The organism is Vibrio fortis (assembly GCF_024347475.1).
Classification (GTDB): domain Bacteria; phylum Pseudomonadota; class Gammaproteobacteria; order Enterobacterales; family Vibrionaceae; genus Vibrio; species Vibrio fortis.
Genome location: NZ_AP025487.1, coordinates 1,590,376 through 1,610,939, shown reverse-complemented (window position 1 = coordinate 1,610,939; position 20,564 = coordinate 1,590,376). Strand labels below are relative to the sequence as shown.

Sequence of the window (20,564 nt, the reverse complement as noted above, 5' to 3'; positions counted from 1 at the left end):
GTTACTTCACCAATAAATGCTGTCGGTCTAATACATTGGTAATGTGCCTAAACCAGTGGTCTGAGACTTTGGCTTTGTCTTCGGTCCATTCGATATAGCCGCGGCTCTGGAAGTAACGTAGCGTGCCCGTTACTTCAGAAATGGTTAACTGCGTGCATTCCGCTAATTCCTCAGGCGTTGCTATCTCAAGCTGAATAATGGAGCGCAATACCGCTAGCATAGGTTTTGGCATCTTCTCCAACTCTTCAGATTCAGGCGCATGGAATAGCCTAACCATGACTTGGTCGGTTTCTTTGTTTCGGTTAAGAGAAAAACGGAAGAACCTTAAAGCAACCGTTGGGTTTCCATCTGAGTAGTGCCATAGAATTCGGTAGAAGCCTTGTTTTGCTCGTTCCTCTTCAGTGATCTCTTGTTGATCCCATTGCTTTGGCACAACCAATCCATCAAAACTCACTGTGTAATCCTCAGATTGGTTAATGCGCGTATCGAGCAATGAAGCGATTTGCTGCTCGTTCCATTTGGGCAGAAAAGCAACCCAATCAAACAACAACCTTTCACCTCTAGCTCGGTCGACAAAGCGCCAACTCGCTTTCTCAATTGAAATGATGGCGCGATGGTTCTTTTTAGAACGTCGAATCAGATTGGTTAAACGAATGAGTGCCGACAGCCCACCCACCATTGGTTTCACTAACCGTTGCCCATTATCTACAGCTATCAGGTAGGTCGTCTGGCTACCACGAAGCTGACTTAATATCTGTATTTCTGTCGCGTCTTCGTCCAGGCCAATACTCACCGCAAAATGTGCTAGCAACTCTTGGTAACCAGAGTGAGGGCAGTTGAGATAAATAGGTTCGGCATTTTTCACTTTATAAAGCATCTGCTTCAACAGAGTTGTTGTACCAACCCCGCGCTCACCGGATACCACACATAAAGCAGGCGAGTCAGTCAGCAGGTATTTAGAGAGCTGTTTGATCTCCGCATCAGCATATTCAATCAGTTCGCTGTCATGATTACCGGGTAGAACGTAATTGAATGCTGCGTCGCCTTTGACTCGAACCAGAGATTGTCCATCTGCAGTGTTGCTTTTCTGTTTCGCCACTTCGATCCGAAACAGATAGGCGAGCGCTTGGCTAAAGAAAGTAAAATGAGATAGCTTCGCGATTAAACGATGCTTCGCGATATGAATCATTACCCAAGCAGCAGCTATGGCTGTCGCAACGATACTAATAACCCAAATACGTTTTTTGCTGATCGCCCAATTAACCCACCACGGGCGTTCAGCAATACCCTCCACCAATTCAAACACGGTTTCACGCCATAATCGCAATACAGAGATTGTGATCAGCACGAACCAGAAGAAGAGTGCACTGTATATCCAGTTATAGATGGTGCCTTTTCCAAGCGTCATAGTAGAGATTTGCAGGATCACACCCGCGATGATTGCACTCCATACATAGCGGCGAATTGTTGATAGGCGCAATTCAACGATCTTCTTGCTTGAAGTACGGCTATTACGATAAGCGAACTCCAAAATAAAGCTGATTGCAATGGAGCCTCCAAGTATCCACCAAGTAAATATCTCCAAAAAGACGAGATGCTGGAGGCTAGGAATGGTCGACAAAACTTGCAGAGATAGGGTAATCGCCACTAACCACGCTAATGCTTTGTGCGCTCGGCTAAAGTACCAAATGATACGAACCCAAAGTGGTGGTGTGCTGGTTTTCTCTAGCACTGTGTTTTTATACAGCTCAATAATCCTCGCGCTGTTAGCTAGCCACCACATTAATACGCTGTAGATGAAAAACACTTTAATGCCGGCCCAAACAACAGGGACAGGTGAAACAAAGATATCTTCTATTAGTGCGCGAAAGCTGCGTAATTGAAAATAAAACAGATACTCGGCATTGAGCAGTGTCAACTGCCACTCTTGCTTCAACTGCCTAACACCTTGAGGCCCAAACCCAGTCAGCTTGTCGCGAGTTGTGCTATCAGCCAGCTCCAATAACTTTTGCTTACTGCGATTGATACTGCTTAGTGTTAAATAATCGGATTCAACTTTGAACCAAATATCGTCACTCGTTTGCGACTTGATGTCTGAGGCTTCATCGGATTTGAGATTATCGATGAATTGGGAAAGATGCTGTGCAAACTGATCACTCTGCTTTTGCTGCTCAATGAGCACAACTCTAAGCAACTGCGATACCTTGCGTTGCTCTTGAGCGGACATAAACAGAGGCTCGGGTAGGGTTTGAATCTCGCTACTGATACTGGTAGCTGTTTCACTAACGCTAGGCGCGACTTCCTGTTCGTATTGCCATTCGGCAGCACTACTAAATGGAACCATTGCCATCCATAGTAACCAAATATGCCGAACGCATATTAGTGATAATTGGCGCATAAACTTCACTTTAACTTCCTGATTAGATTGAATTAGTGTAGTTCGTTTACCGCCAATGATCCTCTTAAATTGCTATCACTATCGATGAGAGCGGCATTTCGATGAAATATTGTTCACTCAAAGGTGGTTTTTTCGAAAATCCCTTCTACTTTTTAACAAGCCATTGGTCTGTGTGGAATGTTGAGTGTCAATTACTCCGATTCCTAGGGCTAATATGCTGAATAAGGCAAACAACGCTTGCAGTTGAAGCCCTGAACGAGTAACGTTGCGGCGTTTTTCACATCAAAAAGGTAAAGGCATTGATCTCCACAGCAAATATCACCCAACAATTCGGCGCGAAGCCACTTTTCGAAAATATTTCAGTTAAGTTCGGCGAAGGTAACCGTTACGGTCTAATCGGCGCGAATGGCTGTGGTAAGTCGACGTTCATGAAGATTCTTTCTGGTGAACTAGAGCCAAGCGCAGGTAACGTAAGCTACGATCCAAACGAGCGCGTTGCTAAGCTAAACCAAGACCAATTCGCTTATGAAGAATTCACAGTAATCGATACGGTTATTATGGGTCACAAAGAGCTATGGGAAATTAAGAAAGAGCGTGACCGCATTTACGCTTTGGCAGAAATGAGCGAAGAAGACGGCATGAAAGTAGCCGATCTTGAAGTTCAGTTCGCTGAAATGGACGGTTATATGGCGGAAGCGAAAGCTGGTGAGCTTCTTCTTGCTGTAGGTATCGAAGAGTCTCTTCATTTTGGTCTAATGAGCGAAGTCGCGCCAGGCTGGAAACTTCGTGTTCTTCTAGCACAAGTTCTGTTCGCGGACCCGCATATCATGCTTCTTGACGAACCAACGAACAACTTGGACATGGATACCATCAAGTGGTTGGAAGATACGCTAAACCAACGTAACTGTACAATGATCATCATTTCGCACGACCGTCACTTCCTAAACTCTGTATGTACACACATGGCTGACCTTGATTACGGTGAGCTACGTGTTTACCCAGGTAACTACGATGAGTACATGACGGCAGCGACACAAGCTCGTGAGCGTCTACTGTCTGATAACGCGAAGAAGAAAGCACAAATTGCTGAACTTCAAACGTTCGTATCTCGTTTCTCTGCTAACGCATCTAAAGCGAAGCAAGCAACGTCACGTGCTAAGCAAATCGACAAGATTCAACTAGACGAAGTAAAAGCATCTAGCCGTCAAAACCCATTCATTCGTTTTGAACAGTCTAAAGAGCTTTTCCGTAACGCACTTGTGGTAGAAAACCTATCTCAAGGTTTTGAAGAAGACCTATACAACAAGTTCGATGCGATTTTCGAAGTGGGTGAGCGTGTTGCAATCATCGGCGAAAACGGTGTAGGTAAAACAACACTGCTTAATACACTAGCAGGTGTACTTGAGGCTCGCACAGGTGAGTACAAGTGGTCTGAAAACGCGAACATCGGCTACTACGCTCAAGACCACGCACATGACTTTGAAGAGGACATGAACCTATTCGACTGGATGAGCCAATGGCGTCAAGAAGGCGAAGATGAGCAAGTAGTACGCAGCTTCCTAGGTCGTATGCTGTTTGGCCAAGACGACATCAAGAAGTCCGTTAAGGTTATCTCTGGTGGTGAGCAAGGTCGTATGCTTCTTGGCAAGATCATGATGCACAAGCCAAACATCCTACTTATGGATGAACCGACTAACCACATGGATATGGAATCTATCGAAGCACTTAACTTAGCTCTTGAGAACTACAAAGGCACACTGTTCTTCGTATCTCACGACCGTGTGTTCGTAGACTCTCTAGCGACTCGTATCCTTGAAATCAAAGATGGCAAGATTAACGATTTCCGCGGTACTTACGCTGAGTTCTTAAAAGCTCGTAGCTAATAAGCGACTAGGTCTTTAAATCCTAAATAAGAAAACGCCTTTATAGAGATATAAAGGCGTTTTTGTTTTATGTAGAGTCACTATTAGTCTCGCTACTGAAGTTAGTAGCAATATCTAAGCGCCGAAACATAGGCACTGTAATCAAGTGAGGCTAGTACTTAAACTGAGCAACGATATTATCCAGTTTCACACTCACATTAGACACCTGCTCACTACAGCGCACCGAACCTGAAACCACGTCGTAAGTATCAACCGATAACTGTGCAATATCTGTGATGTTACGATCTATCTCAGCTGAGACAACAGACTGCTCCTCAGACGCTGTGGCAATCTGGCTGTTCAAATCGAACATCTCGCCAACCTGAAGATGAATACCTTCAATTGCAGTAACCACACCCTTAGTTTGACGCTTTACGTGCTCGGTTTGGTTTAAGCTCTCTGACATCTTAGTTACGGTTTTATCGATACCATTGGTTAAACCTTGAATAGTGGTTTCAATTTGATGAGTCGAACTGTTCGTCATTAATGAAAGCTCGCGAACTTCCGAGGCGACGACGGCAAAGCCACGACCGTGTTCACCTGCTCGTGCCGCCTCAATCGCCGCATTAAGGGCAAGTAGGTTAGTTTGTTCGGCGATGCCTTGAATCGTCGTCACAACTTGGTTGATCTCACGGCTCTGTTCTTCCAGATGATCAATTAAAGATTGTGACTCTTCGATATTAGTAACCAGCACTTGAATACTGTCATTGGTTGCGTGTGTCTCTTGCAGTGCATGATGCGCATTACCTTTGATTTTCTCAGCACTTAATGCGGCGTTTTCAATATTCGCTGCCACCTCGTTACTGGTCATAACAAGCTCATTGACCGCCGTAGCAACGGATTCCGATTGTTGCTTTTGCTTTTCAGCATTGTTCATACTTTTTTGTGCCGCTTGCTCAGAGCTGCATGAGCTGTCGGTGAGAACGGTCATTACGCCTGAGAGATCTTTAATGTTAGCGTGTAGCTTACTAATGAAGGCATCAAAGGAGTGGGAGAGCTGTGCAAGCTCATCGGTACCTTTGGCATTCATACGCACTGTTAAGTCACCATCCCCATTTGCAATTGACTCCATCAAGTCGTTAATCGCTTTAATACGAGTTAGAACACTCTTACCTATGAAGGCCAACAATACTGAAAGTAGTATTACGATTGCGAAGCCAAACAGATGCAGCGTATTCTTCGTATCAGAACTCGCTTGGCTAATTGAACGATTGATTTCAAGCTGAACGTTATTGATCGCTTGCTCGGCTTGATGAACAGTTCGGCGAAGTTCACCTTTGAGTCCTAAATCGGCGGTAAGCCCCAAACGCGTATTTGCCACGAGTAGCTTTTCTACTGAATCACGATAGTTCAAATACGCTTGTTTGGTCGTATCCGTATTCTGCGCGTAAGGAGTAAACGTATCCAATGCACCATCAAAAGCGAGGCTGGTTTGATCATTGGTATGTGCAAGGTAGTGGAAATCTTTCTCGACCAATTCAAGCAGCGCGAGTTCCAATGACAAATTGGCCTCTTTTTCTACCGCATGTTTTAGTTCAGTTCGTCTTTTGTCCAGCATCGCTATCAAACCAACGGAAGGGTTAGGATTTTCAATCGCATTCACTTGTTGAACAATCTGGCGAAATTGATTTTCGTAGCTTTCAACGGCTTGGGTGATCTGGGTAAAGTTGTTGGAAAGGTCTAATTCGTAAGAAATAAGCGTCTGATTTAAATCGGATAAACGTTGATTCAACGTCAATGCAGTACTATCAAAGCGCTCAGCATATTTCTGTTCTTTCCTTGCCAGAAAATCTTTCTCGTGCCTTCTTAGCATGAGGAGGTCTACTGAACTCCGTAGGTTTTCATTAGCGGCACGCTCTAACGACTCAAGCCGGTCAAGACTCATCTGTTCATATACGGCATAAACAAAAACAGAGACAAATAGCGTGATATTGATAAGAATAAATTTACTTCGTATAGACAATGACAGCGCAGGACGCTGTTTTTCAGTTGACCTATCCATAGGCAACTCCTTTTAGCCGATGACGTTGTGTACCTATCAGTTATTCATTTGAGTTATATATTAATAAAAGATAGATATGTAACTAATAGCTTATTGGAGGAGTAACGCAAGAATATTAAGGAATACTAATATGAAATGACCCTAAATAACGATTTGGTAGTGTAAGATAGCTACCAGGTGCTTGGTTGCGAGCAATACGTCATCTAGGGCCTAGTAGGAGGCTGCACGATTGTTTTGTAGCGTTAACAATCGAACTTTAACAATAGCTGTTAGCAATAATTCTTAACAACAAGAGGTTACTCTGATGCTTGATTGCCTTTTACATCAAAGATAATTTTATCGGCGCCCGTAAATACCTGAAAGCGTAGGCCTTTTGCACGCGCAATGGTCGTGATACCAAACTTCTGTGCTAAATCGAGACCCATTTGTGTCACACCTGAACGAGACAGCAACACAGGGATCCCCATTTGAGCAACCTTAATCACCATCTCAGAAGTCAAACGACCGGTAGTGTAGAAGATCTTATCTGAGCCATCTTCTTGATTGAGCCACATTTCACCTGCAAGCGTATCTACCGCATTGTGACGACCAACATCTTCCACGAAAGAGAGCACCTGATCGTCTTTACACACAGCGCAACCATGTACCGCACCGGCTTTTTTATAGGTATCGTTATAGTGAGTTAATGCTTCTAGGGCAGTATAGATCTCTGACTGCTTTAGTTTAGTCTGAGGCACTTGGTAATTTTCAAGCTGCTTCATTACATTGCCGTACATGGTGCCCTGACCACAGCCTGAAGTAACAGTTTTCTTCTTAAGTGCACTTTCTAATTGGCTGGTATCTTCTTTGGTCACGACCGCCGCTGAGCTGGTTTCCCAATCAATGATGATCGATTCGATAGCTTCAGGGTCAGAAAGGAAGCTCTGGTTTTTCAAATACCCTAAGACCAATGATTCAGGGCGAGATCCTAACGTCATAAGAGTCACGATCTCTTTCCAATTAAGCATAACAGTGAGCGGACGTTCGCAAGCAATCTGTTTAGTCAGCTTTTCGCCATACTCGTCGAACACTTCCACTTCAATGGTTTGTAGAGGGTTTTCACTGGTTTTAATAATGTTTGGTTTAACCACTTTAATTTCCTAGTTGTGTATACGCTCATCACGCGTTTTGACGTTGACGGGTTAGGCGTTATTTTGAAGTCCGAAAAGGGTCACGGCTTCTTTGCATCTATGCTTAAAGCAATTCTTATTCCAAGGCGCTCTTTATCTCAAATTATTCCGTTAATTACCTTTACTTAGCGCAAAATATGTCACATCGGTCTAATCTAAGCACAAGCTCATGCTTATTTGATTACGCAATGGCGTGGTTATTGCTTAGTTCAAGTAGATCAAAGATTCTCTGACGTCGTTAATAGAACAAAATGTCCTATTGATAGCGGCGTCCAATAACAACTGGATGAGATATGTCGGATACCAAAGAATTAGAACAACAATATGAGAAAACCGAAACGTCTTGGTCAATAGGCGTTCATCGTGTAGAGAAAGAGATAAAAACAGGCATGTGGACGACCACTCAATGGGAACTCGCAGGCTTTGACTTATCTCCTAACAGCGACACGAAAGATGTGTGCCTACTACAGCTCCATAAAGATGAACGTACAGATTATCGCTTTAACCTAAGCTCTCAGCAGCCGAAGCTTTTCTTAGTTATGGATAATGTCGATTCAGGAGTACCTGTTATTCAATTGCTGACTGCCTCTCAAATGGTCGCAGGTCAGTATATGGATGGAGACAATCAAGTACTTTCATTTGACATGCCTCTAGCCGTTCAAGCTTGGATGGAAGCCTTTATTGGTCGTCACGGGGAGCTTTTGGAAACGCGTCGTAAGAAGCGCAAGGGAGCAGGGCGCGCTAATGGCAACTAGTTTCTTTAGTCGCTGGTCACAGCGTAAGCTAGATGGAGATAAGGCGACTGACATTGAATCACCTGAGTCAGACAGCACAACGGATAACACCCAAGCCTCTGAATTACCACAAGTTAGCGAACAAGAATCATCGATTACTTCTGAACAAGTGTCCGCTGATGTTTCAGGTGAAAGTCTAGAAAGTTCAGTAGACAGCTCTGAAGGTGATGGTGAGTCACCTTCTGTTGCTCAGCTGCTTGTCTCTGAGGCATCAGAAAGTGTTAAAAAGGCTGCGCTAAGAAAGCTGTTTTTATCAGAAGAGTTCAACGTTCGTGATGGCTTAGATGACTATGACGACGACTACAGTAACCTTAAGTCTCTTGGGGAAGGGGTCGCGGACACACTAAGGGATTGGGTAAAAGAGACCGTCGAAGATAGCGAATCGGAAGTCACGCAAACTCAAGAGGAGTTAGCATCCTCTAGTGATGAATTAGAAGAAGATGAAACAAAAGCAGTGTCAGAAGAAGCGCTAGAGGAGCCTGAACAAGAAGATCAGGATAGCCTCACAGACTCTGATAGACCAGAAAGGTCCTAAATATCACAAGCACTGTATGAAAACACAGTTACCTATCTTATTGGCACAGCTACGTATGAAATTGGGACAAAATATACCACACAAACAATAGGTACATTTTGACTAAACACTCAATGAACCGACTGAGACAAATTGTCCCAGTCGGTTTTTTTGTCCTAAAAAAATAGAGATAAAACAACTAACCCATTGAAATTAATTAAAAATAAAGTTGGCATATACATTGCTATGTACAAGCATTATCAACGGGTTTGTAGATTGTTTAAGTAACGATGATGAATGTCGACTCGTCATTAATTGAGCAATTAATCAGCATTCTATTCGAGGCTGACTACAATCAAAGTTGAGCAGATTATCCATGACGCTATATGGAACTGAGCAATGCTTAAAGAACTATTAAAACAAGCAACATCAAATAATGGTAAAGCGCGACTCTATGCTTTTGAAAATACCGTAGAGTTAACCAACCTTATTCCACCAACAGTCAGTTATGAAAGTGGTGGTAATACCTTAATCATTGGACCAACTGCGATCATTGAGAGCGCAGCGGCGCAGCTACCTCAACTAACCAGTCTTACTTTGTTATCGACTGACGGAGAAAAGGGTTCAAACAGTGAGCTCTATTTTGCTAATTCCGTACAGGTATCCGGTTTCTTAGGCACATTTGAAGTCGTAATTGAAAACCGTGGAACGACGAGTAACTTAGCGAAAGTTGCTATCAATCATGATTGCTTTGATGTTGTTTTAGACCTTTGCCTAGACAGCTGTATGACTGAAGAAGTTCCAGTTCCGGGTTATTACCCAGTTGGACGCGGTTATCCAAAACTGGCCGAAGCTCTAGAAGAAATCCCAACGTTGATGGGGACGTTCGATAAGCCGAAATTCTTCCGTCTAGATACCGACCTATGTGCACATAGTTCTCGTGGCGTTAAAGGCTGTGAGCGTTGTGTTGATGCTTGTCCTGCTGGTGCACTATCTAGTGAAGGTACAGACAAAACGGGTCATCGCATCGAGATTAATCCATACCTTTGTCAAGGCGTCGGAACTTGTGCAACTAGCTGTCCAACTGAAGCGATCAGCTACGCACTTCCTAATCCAGATGACACGCAAAAATTCATTGAACGCACGTTAGCCAATTATGAGAAAGCAGGGGGCTTAGACCCTATCGTTCTGATTTGTAGCTCGCGTCATGAAACTTACAACGTGATGGCACTTAAAGCACTTCCAGACAATGTTATTCCGGTTGTCGTTGAAGAACTGCCTTCTATTGGAATTGATACGTGGTTTGCTGCTCTAGTCAATGGCGCAACACAGGTTCTATTTGCAGCATCGCGTTTTATGCCTCAAACCATTATTCGAGTTTTAAATAACGAAGTGGGTATTGCGCAAGAGCTATTGGATCAAATTGGCGTTGCAAAAGAGACTATAGATATCCTTTATCTTGAATCTCTTCGTGAAGGTGCACCGACATTGTGTACCGATTCGTTTGATTTGGCACTCGGTGACCTGCAAGGCAATAAGCGCCAACGCCTGTTTACTGCTCTAGACGCACTAAGCACATCACGAATTCCTGTAGAAAATATCGTTGAGCTTCCATCAAACGCACCGTATGGCAACGTTTCGTGCGAAAGCAAAGATTGTACTTTATGTATGAGTTGTGTGGCGGTATGCCCAACTCGTGCACTTCACACCGATGGCACGTCTCCATCTCTTAAATTCATTGAGCAAGATTGTGTTCAATGTGGCCTTTGTGAAAAAGCCTGCCCTGAAAATGTTCTGACTCTCACACCTCGTATGAATTGGGTGAAAGAGGAGCGTCAGAAGGCTGTTGTGATTCATGAAGAGAAAGCAGCGGAGTGTATCCGTTGTCACAAGCCGTTTGCTCCGCAATCTATGATTGATATGTTGCAAAACAAGTTACGCGGTCACTCTCATTTTTCAGACGAAGCTGCGATCAATCGTATTGCTATGTGTGAAGACTGCCGTGTCATCGATATGTTCGATTCAATGGCACAAGATCCATTGAAACAATTGAAATACTAGGAGTTGGCTTTGGATACTCATTCAGAACAAGAACAAACATTAAGAACAGATATCTACCTAGTTCTGTCTGCACTATTTCGTAGTGCTCCAACGGAAGAGATGATCGACTTTTTAAAGTCACTAGAAATTGAAGAGTCAGAAAGTGCGATGCAAAAAGCGTGGATTGCACTTCAAAAATCCGCCATTGAATCTGAGCGTGAAGCACTGGAAGACGAATATCAAGATCTGTTCATTGGAATCGGTCGTGGTGAAGTCATGCCTTTTGGTTCATGGCACATGACTGGCGCAATGATGGAAAAACCATTAGCAGAGATTCGCCATGATCTTGAACTTCTTGGTATTGAACGTGATGAAAACGTTAAAGAACCTGAAGACCATATCTCGGCGCTTTGTGAAGTGATGGCGATGCTAACTGGTGAAGAAGAAGAGCTTCAGCAAGTTGTGTTCAATAAACATATTGCGCCTTGGTTCGAATCTTTCACTCGTCAAACGGAAAGTGCAGAACATGCCAACTTTTACAAGCCAGCCGCTCAGCTATGCCAAGCATTTCTATCACTAGAGCAAGTGCGTTTTAGTGTGAATACCAAGAGCAGTAAGCACAAATCAAAAATTGATGTGAAAAACGTCACTGATTACGAGTAATCGAGCAGTACTCGATCATATCGATAGAGGGGCATTAAGCCTCCATAAAGATCTACCGTAAGGTAAGGAAGCAATGATGAAAGATAATAAAGAAGTAAATACAAGCCGTAGGGACTTACTCAAAGGCTTAACAACTGCAGCCGTAGCAGGTGCTGTTGTCGCTGGAACTTCAACAGTGGTATCAGCAGCTGAAACGCCTGAACTTTCCAAAAAAGACGTGAAGAAGACTGGCTATCGTGAAACGCAACATATTCGCGACTACTACGACACACTATAGGGGATAGAGGATGAAACTAGTCAAACGCTCCGATAGTGTGAGCAAGGAAACCAATCAGCTCGGCGTATCTCGTCGTGCATTCATGAAGAACACTTCACTGGCTGCTGGTGGCGCTGTTGTAGGTGCAAGCCTATTTGCTCCAGGCATGATGAAGAAAGCACAGGCAAAGTCTGTTGATCCAGATGCAAAAACTGAGATCAAACGTACGATCTGTTCTCACTGTTCAGTGGGTTGTGGTATCTACGCTGAAGTTCAAAACGGCGTGTGGACAGGTCAAGAACCTGCATTCGATCACCCATTCAACGCTGGTGGACACTGTGCGAAAGGTGCAGCACTGCGCGAACACGGCCACGGTGAACGTCGTCTGAAATACCCAATGAAATTGGAAGGCGGTAAGTGGAAGAAGCTTTCTTGGGATCAAGCGATTGAAGAGATCGGTAACAAAGCGCTTGAGCTTCGTAAAGAGTCTGGTCCTGACTCTGTCTACTTCTTAGGTAGTGCGAAACACAGCAACGAGCAAGCTTACGCATTCCGTAAGATGGCGTCGCTTTGGGGCACCAACAACGTCGACCACCAAGCGCGTATTTGTCACTCAACTACAGTAGCCGGTGTAGCAAACACGTGGGGCTACGGTGCAATGACGAACTCGTTCAATGACATGCACAACTGTAAGTCGATGCTATTCATTGGTTCGAACCCGGCTGAAGCTCACCCAGTTGCAATGCAGCACATTCTGATCGCAAAAGAGAAGAACAACTGTAAGATCGTCGTTGCGGATCCTCGACGTACTCGTACAGCAGCAAAATCTGATCACTACGTATCACTTCGCCCAGGTTCTGACGTTGCCTTTATTTGGGGCGTACTATGGCATGTCTTTGCAAACAAATGGGAAGACAAAGAGTTCATTCGCCAACGTGTATTCGGTATGGATGAGATCCGTGCTGAAGTTGCTAAATGGACACCAGCTGAAGTTGAGCGCGTAACTGGCGTATCAGAAGCTGACGTTTACCACACAGCGAAGCTGCTTTCTGAAAACCGTCCAGGTTGTATCGTTTGGTGTATGGGTGGTACTCAACACACCACAGGTAACAACAACACTCGTGCATACTGTGTGCTTGAACTTGCACTTGGTAACATCGGTAAATCAGGCGGCGGTGCAAACATCTTCCGTGGCCACGATAACGTACAGGGCGCAACTGACCTTGGCGTATTATCAGATACACTTCCAGGTTATTACGGCCTGTCTGAAGGTTCTTGGCGCCACTGGTCAAAAGTTTGGGATCTAGACTTCGACTGGGTAAAAGGTCGTTTCGATGACAACGCATACGGCGGTCAAAAACCAATGAACAGTGCAGGTATCCCTGTATCTCGTTGGGTTGACGGTGTACTTGAAGACAAAGACAAGATCCGTCAACGCGAAAACATTCGTGCGATGTTCTATTGGGGTCATGCGGTGAACTCTCAGACTCGTGGTCCTGAAATGAAGAAGGCGATGCAAAAGCTGGATATGATGGTTATTGTTGACCCATACCCAACGGTTGCAGCAGTAATGAACGATCGCACTGATGGCGTTTACCTACTTCCAGCGACAACGCAATTCGAAACTTACGGCAGTGTAACGGCGTCTAACCGCTCACTACAATGGCGTGACAAAGTCGTTGATCCTCTGTTCGACTCTAAGCCAGACCACGAAATCATGTACCTACTTTCTAAGAAACTAGGTTATGCAGACCAGTTGTTTAAGAACATCCGTGTTGAAAATAATCAGCCATTGATTGAAGACTTAACACGCGAGTTCAACAAAGGTATGTGGACAATCGGCTACACAGGTCAAAGCCCAGAGCGTATTAAAGAGCACCAACAGAACTGGCACACATTCCACAAAACAACACTGGAAGCAGAAGGTGGCCCAATCCACGGTGAAACCTATGGTATGCCTTGGCCATGTTGGGGTACACCAGAGATGAAACACCCTGGTACTCATATTCTTTACGATACGTCTAAGCCTGTGGCAGAGGGCGGCGGTAACTTCCGTACTCGTTTCGGTGTTGAGTTCGAAGGTCAAAGCCTATTGGCAGAAGACAGCTACTCAAAAGGCAGCGAAATCAAAGATGGTTACCCAGAGTTCTCTGACAAGCTTCTGAAACAACTAGGTTGGTGGGACGATCTCACAGCCGAAGAGAAAGCAGCTGCGGAAGGCAAAAACTGGAAAACCGACCTATCTGGCGGTATCCAACGCGTTGCGATTAAACACGGTTGTATCCCATTTGGTAATGCGAAGGCGCGTGCGATTGTTTGGACATTCCCAGACCGCGTACCACTTCACCGTGAGCCGCTTTACACACCACGTCGCGACCTTGTTGCTGACTACCCAACGTGGGATGACAAAGAAGCGATCTTCCGTGTACCAACTTTGTACAAATCGATTCAAGAAGAAGATAAATCTGGCGAGTACCCAATTATCTTAACTTCTGGCCGTCTGGTTGAATACGAAGGTGGTGGTGAAGAAACACGTTCTAACCCTTGGCTTGCTGAACTGCAACAAGAGATGTTCGTTGAAGTTAACCCGAAAGACGCAAACGACATCGGCTTTAAAGATGGCGATGATGTTTGGGTTGAAGGTGCAGAGAAAGGCCGCATTAAGGTTAAAGCTCTTGTAACGCGTCGTGTGAAACCTGGTCTGGCGTTTATCCCATTCCACTTCGGCGGTAAGTTCCAAGGTGAAGACCTACGTTCTAAGTATCCTGAAGGCACTGACCCGTATGTTATTGGTGAAGCTGCAAACACAGCAACCACTTATGGTTATGACCCTGTAACGTTAATGCAGGAAACGAAAGTAACCCTTTGTAACATTCGCAAGGCTTAAGGAGTCCAATAATGGCTAGAATGAAATTTCTTTGTGACACTAAGCGTTGTATCGAATGTAACGGCTGTGTCACCGCATGTAAAAACGAAAACGATGATGCTCTAGAGTGGGGTATTCAACGTCGCCGCGTTGTAACACTGAACGATGGTGAACCGGGTGAAAACTCTATCTCAGTTGCTTGTATGCACTGTACTGACGCGCCATGTATGGCGGTTTGTCCTGCAGACTGTTTCGAGCACACTGAAGATGGCATCGTGCTACATAACAAAGATCTGTGTATCGGTTGTGGCTACTGTCTGTTTGCTTGTCCGTTTGGTGCACCGCAGTTCCCTAAACAGGAAGCATTTGGTGAGCGCGGTAAGATGGACAAATGTACATTCTGTGCAGGCGGTCCTGAAACTGAAGCAGGCTCTGTTGAAGAGCGTCAGAAGTACGGTGCGAACCGTATTGCTGAAGGTAAGCTGCCAATGTGTGCATCACTATGTTCAACTAAAGCGCTACTAGCGGGTGATGCAGAGAAAGTCTCTGATGTATTCCGTCAGCGTGTTGTAGAGCGCGGTGCAAAAGGCGCAGGTTGGACCAATGGTAACGACCTATCTTACGATGCGACTAAGAGCTAAGTAGGGAGAGACGTATGCTTTCATTGTTAAAACGTCTCTCACTTGTCGTGCTGCCGCTATTGGCAGCACTGACAATGCTGGCTCCAATGAGTCACGCTGCTGAGACGAAAGCGAATACCGCAGAGCGTGAGATGACCCAACTGGCGGGTGCAGACTTTTGGCGACAAGTGCGTGAAGGTGAGACTGGATACACAACGTCTCAATCTGCTGAGCACGGTATGCTGATCAGTACGCCCGGGCAAACGTGGTACATCTTAAAAGAGAAGTGGATGTCTCCGGCAGGCGCAGTTGCTATCTTCGGTAGTATTGCCTTTGTTACTCTGATGTATGTTGTTATTGGTCCGCTGATGTTAAGCGCACCAAGAACAGGACGTAAGATAAAACGTTGGTCTCGCTTAGACAGAGCGCTCCACTGGAGTATGGCGTTTACCTTCCTGACTCTCGCCTTTAGTGGCTTGATGCTGGTTTACGGTAAGCACTTCTTAAAGCCTTATATCCCAACGGATCTATGGGGCTTTATCATTATGCTCGCTAAGCAATACCACAACTACATCGGTCCAATCTTCTATGTATTGCTGATGTGCGTACTAGTGAAGTGGTGGCGTAAGTCTATCTTCAAGATGGTTGACCTTAAGTGGTTCATGAAACTTGGCGGCATGGTTGGTAAGCATAAGGGCTCACATCCATCGGCAGAGTTTTCAAACGCTGGTGAAAAAGCGTTATTCTGGCTACTTATCGTCGTCGGTACCGTCGTCGCGATCAGTGGATTAGTTCTCGACTTCCCAATCTTTGGTCAAACACGTCGTGATATGGAGCTTTCTAACTTAGTTCATATGTTGGCGGCATTGATCCTTATCTGTGGCTTTGTGTTCCATATCTATATCGGCCTATTCGGTATGGAAGGTGCGCTAGAAGGTATGGTAACAGGCGAGGTGGATGAAACTTGGGCTAAAGAGCACCACGACCTTTGGTATGAAGAAGTGATGGCAAAAGAGAAGCAGGAGGCAGCACAAGGTGGCGCTTCTGTCGTGAACACAGAAACTGTCTCTCACACAGAAAATAAAGAGGTAAAACCGAATGAACAAACCTCATAAGGGTATATGGGTTGCTTACATATTAAGTTGCTTTACGCCATTTACCTGTCTGATTTCTGGTGTGATCGCGATTGTTTACGCTGGCTATCGCTTAGACAAAGGGGAAGATGGTGAAGTCGTTGACTCTCATTACTACGGCCTGATTCGCACTTTCTTCCTCAATCTGACTTACTTTGTGGTATTGATTGTTACAGTTGCGACATCAAATGGCGTTTTGGTCGGTGTAAACGACTACTGGTATAAGAGCCATTTCATCGATGAAATCGCATATTACATCCCTTACGTAGGTATGTTGTTTGGTGCTGTTGCTATCGTCGTTTGGTTCATTCGTATGTACCAAGGAATGACGCGTCTGAAGCAGGGTCTACCACAAAAAGCGTCGACAGGACCAAACTTGTAATAGCACTCCCAGAGTTCTCCTAATTAAAACCCAGCCCAGCGCTGGGTTTTTTAATCTCTCTATCTTTACCTCTTAACCGTCTAAATCTCGAGCCCGATGTTGCACGCTCTTTTATGGTGCAATTCACTATGTTGGTGCAAATAAAAATCAAAGCTCGCGCACTGTAGCTCACCAAACTTGTGCCACCAAACAATAAAGCCAAGGATAATCAGCAAGTTAAAAAGGAGTGCAGACTGCGAATATTTGGTTCGAAAGGAATGGAACACATCTTGCGTAGCTATTGAGTCTTTAAATAATTACATCATTTAACTCGCACATAATAAGTGCAAATGATAAAGCAAAAGGAGTTAGCTTTAATGAGCCAGTCAGTCGAGCAAGTTCATAGCGCAGTACAGAACTTGACGCAAAGTTCGGACACACTGTTTTTACTACTGGGTGCCATCATGGTCTTTTTGATGCACGCAGGTTTTGCCTTCCTGGAAGTGGGTACTGTAAGAAAGAAAAACCAAGTCAACGCCTTGGTAAAGATCCTTGCGGATTTTGGCGTTTCAGCCATCGCGTATTTCTTTATCGGTTATTGGGTTGCTTATGGTGCACACTTTTTTGCTGATGCCGATACCTTAGCTCAAGCTAATGGCTATGAGTTAGTGAAGTTCTTTTTCTTAATGACGTTTGCTGCAGCGATTCCAGCAATTGTATCTGGTGGTATCGCAGAGCGTGCGCGTTTCTACCCAGTACTATTAGCAACCCTGTTTACAGTTGGGCTGGTATATCCATTTTTCGAAGGGATTATTTGGAATGGGAATTTTGGCCTACAAGATTGGTTTGAGGCGCAGTTTGGTTATGGCTTCCATGACTTCGCCGGCTCAATCGTGGTCCACGGTGTAGGTGGTTGGATTGCATTAGTCGCAGTTTATTTTTTGGGTATGCGTAAAGGGCGTATTCGTGCAGGCAAACACACCAACTTCGCACCATCAAACATTCCTTTCTTAGCACTTGGCGCATGGATTCTTTGTGTTGGTTGGTTTGGCTTTAATGTAATGTCAGCGCAGGCGATCAATGGCATTAGTGGCTTAGTCGCAATGAACTCGCTGATGGCGATGGTTGGCGGTATTCTCGCAGCACTGTTTGCTGGCAAAAATGACCCTGGCTTCATTCACAATGGCCCTTTAGCTGGATTAGTCGCTGTTTGTGCAGGTTCTGATTTGATGCATCCACTCGGTGCACTCGTAACAGGTGGTGTAGCAGGTGCGCTGTTCGTTTACTTATTTACCTACATGCAAAACAAAACCAAGATCGACGATGTTCTGGGTGTGTGGCCTCTGCATGGCGTTTGTGGCGCGTGGGGCGGTATCGCTGCTGGCATCTTTGGCCAACAAGCATTCTGGGGACTAGGTGGTGTGAGCTTTGTGGTACAGGTTTTAGGTACTATCGCAGGCATCGCGGTTGCAGTTGGCGGTGCATTTATCGTCTATGGCATCCTTAACAAAGTAACGGGCCTTCGTTTGAGCGAAGAAGACGAATTCAACGGTGCAGATCTTTCTATTCATAAGATCTCATCTGTGAGTGAAGATTAAGTTTCAATACGAATTATCTTCTGGTCATTCTAACCCCAATCTAAAAGCGGCCTCGGTCGCTTTTTTAATTGCTCTACATCATCAAAATCGACACATTGTTTCTCTCATCACAGTTTTTCTTATTTAAAACTCAAGCTAGTTCACAAATGACCAATGAATACATGCACATAAGACCATGGTCTAATCCCCAAAACTATTGTTGGAATTTGAACAATGCTAAGCTGTTACAAAGTGACATATTGATAAGGACGTAATATGAATTTCCCATACAGAAATATCGTGATTCTCACTGGAGCTGGGATCTCGGCAGAATCAGGAATACAAACTTTTCGTGCACAAGACGGATTATGGGAAAACCACAAGATCGAAGATGTGGCGACTCCCGAAGGCTTTCAACGAGATCCTGATTTAGTTCAGGCATTTTACAACAAACGCCGCAAAGGGCTGCAGAGCCCCGACATTGAACCTAATGCAGCACACAAAGCGCTAGGAGAGCTTGAGAAGCGTTTAGAAGGGAAGGTCACTATCATTACACAAAATATCGATAACCTTCACGAGAGAGGCGGCAGCGAGAATGTAATACACATGCACGGCGAGCTTCTTAAAGCGCGTTGCAGTGAGTCCAATCAGGTTATCGAACATAAAGAAGACATCCTTACTGGCGAGTTATGCCACTGCTGTCAAATCCCAGCACAAATGAGACCTCACATTGTCTGGTTTGGAGAAATGCCTCTGCGCATGGGTGACATCTATTCTGCGCTAGAAGAAGCTGACTTGTTTATTTCGATTGGTACCTCTGGCGTGGTTTACCCAGCTGCTGGCTTCGTCCACGATGCCAAAATGCACGGTGCTCATACGATAGAAATCAATCTAGAACCGAGTGCCGTAGAGAGTGAATTTGTTGAAAAGCGTTACGGTAAGGCAAGTATTGAAGTCCCTAAGTTAGTATCAGAACTCCTATACGAAGAGCCGAGCAGTTTAAGAGCTTGAAAGCGTGATTAACTTATTACGACAAACGAAAACAAGGCATCACAGTAAAATGTGATGCCTTGTTTTTTTGAGTATGGCTCATGCTAATGGATAGCCAATATGAATAACCAATATTGCGTTAGTGCTTTTTGGCATAGAAAGCGATAGCTTCCTCACTGGTCATCCCGTAATTTTGAATCAGGTCTACAAGTTGACGTTTTTCTTCTAGCTCAGCAAGAATCTCTGGATCAGTTTCAATTTCATAGTCATCAATATCATGTATCGGCTTCACGTCTCTTATCCTTCTGAACTACAACAAAAAAAGACTAGCATAACCAACAGAGACTCAAGTAATAGTTCACACGAAGTGCGAGTTACCGTGCAAAAACAGATCGTTCATCGCATCGTTTCAGAAACACATTTCACCGAATAACTTATCATTCTAATGACTGTGTTTCGCTTTCTTCATGGTGTACATGGCTTTATCTGATACCACTAAAGCTTGCTGAAAAGTCTCACGTGTTGCCGGAGTCACGCCGTATGAGAAATGAATATTCTCGCCGTGAAGCAGGTTCGCAACCTGTTCAATAAACTCTGCACCACGCCCTTTGAGCGTAACCACAACAAACTCATCACCACCAATTCGAAATAATAGCTCTTCTTGCACAGCGGCCTGACGCAGCACTTGGGAAAAACGCACGATCATGAGATCACCGACGTTATGGCCCTTAAGATCATTAACTCGCTTTAAACCGTCAAGATCAAGATAGATAACATCGAACTCTTCAAGCGTGACAGTATCCAGTTTTTTGCGGTTGAAGAGACCCGTTAATTCATCAATATCGCCTTGAGCCTTAATGGATGAGGTCAGTTGCGTTATTCCAATCGCAATCAACAAGAATGCAATCTGCAATAAACCGTCTTCTAAAATAGTATCGAGAAGCTCATGGCGGTCAGCCCATTCGTCTAGACGCTCAAGCTCGGTGGTAACGTCATAGAATAAGTTGAAAATAAGGAGCAGGGCGCCGAAGTGTAAGATCTTATGAGGACCGATAGCTTTGCGAGCAACCGCATAAACATAGATAACGATAATGAGAGTATTCGTTTCAAAGAATAAGTCGTAATTTGAATCTATGTCCGTCACTGAGCTCAAGCCAAGCATGATGAATGAGCCTAAAAGCATAAGAGTAACGATCACCAATATAGGGTTTGCTTTCATATTTAACCGCACTTTATGTTGTTTATTTCATACTATATAA

Annotated in this window: 17 protein-coding genes; 12 read left to right on the top strand and 5 right to left on the bottom strand. The window is 44.5% G+C overall.

Annotated elements, in window-relative coordinates; translation table 11 throughout:
- Nucleotide 1 precedes the first annotated feature (1 nt).
- Nucleotides 2–2,350, bottom strand: coding sequence for an ATP-binding protein (locus tag OCV50_RS06915; RefSeq protein WP_390905138.1), 2,349 nt, complete (start codon nucleotides 2,348–2,350; stop codon nucleotides 2–4).
- 347 nt (nucleotides 2,351–2,697) lie between these two features.
- Between OCV50_RS06915 and OCV50_RS06910 the strand changes: the two genes are divergently transcribed.
- On the top strand, nucleotides 2,698–4,281 hold the full coding sequence (locus OCV50_RS06910) for an ABC-F family ATPase (RefSeq protein WP_261904080.1): 1,584 nt from the start codon (nucleotides 2,698–2,700) through the stop codon (nucleotides 4,279–4,281).
- Between the two features lie 151 nt (nucleotides 4,282–4,432).
- Here OCV50_RS06910 and OCV50_RS06905 read toward each other — a convergent pair whose 3' ends face one another.
- Nucleotides 4,433–6,322, bottom strand: a complete 1,890-nt coding sequence (locus OCV50_RS06905; RefSeq protein WP_261904079.1) for a methyl-accepting chemotaxis protein — start codon at nucleotides 6,320–6,322, stop codon at nucleotides 4,433–4,435.
- Between the two features lie 296 nt (nucleotides 6,323–6,618).
- Entirely contained in the window at nucleotides 6,619–7,452 is an 834-nt protein-coding gene (gene fdhD, locus OCV50_RS06900; protein WP_239840863.1) for a formate dehydrogenase accessory sulfurtransferase FdhD, read from the bottom strand.
- A gap of 332 nt (nucleotides 7,453–7,784) precedes the next feature.
- Between fdhD and OCV50_RS06895 the strand changes: the two genes are divergently transcribed.
- The 11 genes from OCV50_RS06895 (at nucleotide 7,785) to cobB (ending at nucleotide 19,326) form a co-directional block, all read left to right on the top strand.
- Nucleotides 7,785–8,246, top strand: a complete 462-nt coding sequence (locus OCV50_RS06895) for a DUF3305 domain-containing protein (RefSeq protein ID WP_261904078.1) — start codon at nucleotides 7,785–7,787, stop codon at nucleotides 8,244–8,246.
- Complete coding sequence (locus OCV50_RS06890; protein WP_261904077.1) at nucleotides 8,236–8,820, top strand: DUF3306 domain-containing protein; 585 nt, start codon at nucleotides 8,236–8,238, stop codon at nucleotides 8,818–8,820. Before OCV50_RS06895 ends, OCV50_RS06890 begins: the two co-directional genes overlap by 11 nt.
- Before the next feature lie 378 nt (nucleotides 8,821–9,198).
- Nucleotides 9,199–10,860, top strand: a complete 1,662-nt coding sequence (locus OCV50_RS06885; protein ID WP_261904076.1) for a 4Fe-4S dicluster domain-containing protein — start codon at nucleotides 9,199–9,201, stop codon at nucleotides 10,858–10,860.
- 9 nt (nucleotides 10,861–10,869) lie between these two features.
- Nucleotides 10,870–11,502, top strand: coding sequence for a TorD/DmsD family molecular chaperone (locus tag OCV50_RS06880; protein WP_261904075.1), 633 nt, complete (start codon nucleotides 10,870–10,872; stop codon nucleotides 11,500–11,502).
- A 76-nt stretch (nucleotides 11,503–11,578) separates the two neighbouring features.
- A complete protein-coding gene (locus OCV50_RS06875) occupies nucleotides 11,579–11,779 on the top strand; it encodes a twin-arginine translocation signal domain-containing protein (protein ID WP_239840858.1) in 201 nt (66 codons plus the stop codon).
- A gap of 10 nt (nucleotides 11,780–11,789) precedes the next feature.
- Complete coding sequence (locus tag OCV50_RS06870) at nucleotides 11,790–14,645, top strand: formate dehydrogenase subunit alpha (protein ID WP_239840857.1); 2,856 nt, start codon at nucleotides 11,790–11,792, stop codon at nucleotides 14,643–14,645.
- Nucleotides 14,646–14,656: 11 nt separating this feature from the next.
- Nucleotides 14,657–15,265, top strand: a complete 609-nt coding sequence (fdh3B, locus tag OCV50_RS06865; protein WP_032549044.1) for a formate dehydrogenase FDH3 subunit beta — start codon at nucleotides 14,657–14,659, stop codon at nucleotides 15,263–15,265.
- 14 nt (nucleotides 15,266–15,279) lie between these two features.
- Nucleotides 15,280–16,359 (top strand): formate dehydrogenase subunit gamma, encoded by a 1,080-nt coding sequence (locus OCV50_RS06860; protein ID WP_239840856.1) that lies wholly within the window; start codon nucleotides 15,280–15,282, stop codon nucleotides 16,357–16,359.
- Nucleotides 16,343–16,759 carry a hypothetical protein gene (locus OCV50_RS06855; RefSeq protein ID WP_239840855.1) on the top strand — a complete coding sequence of 139 codons (417 nt, stop codon included), beginning with the start codon at nucleotides 16,343–16,345 and terminating at the stop codon, nucleotides 16,757–16,759. The genes OCV50_RS06860 and OCV50_RS06855 overlap by 17 nt, the downstream gene beginning before the upstream one ends.
- A gap of 356 nt (nucleotides 16,760–17,115) precedes the next feature.
- Nucleotides 17,116–18,336, top strand: coding sequence for an ammonium transporter (locus OCV50_RS06850; protein WP_261904074.1), 1,221 nt, complete (start codon nucleotides 17,116–17,118; stop codon nucleotides 18,334–18,336).
- Nucleotides 18,337–18,591: 255 nt separating this feature from the next.
- The gene (gene cobB / locus OCV50_RS06845) at nucleotides 18,592–19,326 is read left to right on the top strand and encodes a Sir2 family NAD+-dependent deacetylase (protein ID WP_261904073.1); all 735 of its coding nucleotides are present in this window, start codon (nucleotides 18,592–18,594) and stop codon (nucleotides 19,324–19,326) included.
- Nucleotides 19,327–19,444: 118 nt separating this feature from the next.
- On the opposite strand, the gene OCV50_RS06840 is transcribed toward cobB, so the two are convergent.
- Both OCV50_RS06840 and OCV50_RS06835 read right to left on the bottom strand, forming a co-directional pair.
- Nucleotides 19,445–19,597: a hypothetical protein gene (locus OCV50_RS06840; RefSeq protein WP_261904072.1), complete on the bottom strand. Its 153-nt coding sequence runs from the start codon at nucleotides 19,595–19,597 to the stop codon at nucleotides 19,445–19,447.
- A gap of 150 nt (nucleotides 19,598–19,747) precedes the next feature.
- Nucleotides 19,748–20,524, bottom strand: coding sequence for a GGDEF domain-containing protein (locus OCV50_RS06835; protein ID WP_261904071.1), 777 nt, complete (start codon nucleotides 20,522–20,524; stop codon nucleotides 19,748–19,750).
- Nucleotides 20,525–20,564: the final 40 nt, after the last annotated feature.

Excerpts from the sequence above, each read along its gene's own strand:
- OCV50_RS06915 (WP_390905138.1), bottom strand. The coding sequence starts at position 2,350 with ATGGCAATGGTTCCATTTAGTAGTGCTGCCGAATGGCAATACGAACAG.
- OCV50_RS06905 (WP_261904079.1), bottom strand. The coding sequence starts at position 6,322 with ATGGATAGGTCAACTGAAAAACAGCGTCCTGCGCTGTCATTGTCTATA.
- OCV50_RS06895 (WP_261904078.1), top strand. The coding sequence starts at position 7,785 with ATGTCGGATACCAAAGAATTAGAACAACAATATGAGAAAACCGAAACG.
- OCV50_RS06890 (WP_261904077.1), top strand. The coding sequence starts at position 8,236 with ATGGCAACTAGTTTCTTTAGTCGCTGGTCACAGCGTAAGCTAGATGGA.
- OCV50_RS06885 (WP_261904076.1), top strand. The coding sequence starts at position 9,199 with ATGCTTAAAGAACTATTAAAACAAGCAACATCAAATAATGGTAAAGCG.
- OCV50_RS06875 (WP_239840858.1), top strand. The coding sequence starts at position 11,579 with ATGAAAGATAATAAAGAAGTAAATACAAGCCGTAGGGACTTACTCAAA.
- OCV50_RS06870 (WP_239840857.1), top strand. The coding sequence starts at position 11,790 with ATGAAACTAGTCAAACGCTCCGATAGTGTGAGCAAGGAAACCAATCAG.
- fdh3B (WP_032549044.1), top strand. The coding sequence starts at position 14,657 with ATGGCTAGAATGAAATTTCTTTGTGACACTAAGCGTTGTATCGAATGT.
- OCV50_RS06860 (WP_239840856.1), top strand. The coding sequence starts at position 15,280 with ATGCTTTCATTGTTAAAACGTCTCTCACTTGTCGTGCTGCCGCTATTG.
- OCV50_RS06855 (WP_239840855.1), top strand. The coding sequence starts at position 16,343 with ATGAACAAACCTCATAAGGGTATATGGGTTGCTTACATATTAAGTTGC.
- OCV50_RS06850 (WP_261904074.1), top strand. The coding sequence starts at position 17,116 with ATGAGCCAGTCAGTCGAGCAAGTTCATAGCGCAGTACAGAACTTGACG.
- cobB (WP_261904073.1), top strand. The coding sequence starts at position 18,592 with ATGAATTTCCCATACAGAAATATCGTGATTCTCACTGGAGCTGGGATC.
- OCV50_RS06835 (WP_261904071.1), bottom strand. The coding sequence starts at position 20,524 with ATGAAAGCAAACCCTATATTGGTGATCGTTACTCTTATGCTTTTAGGC.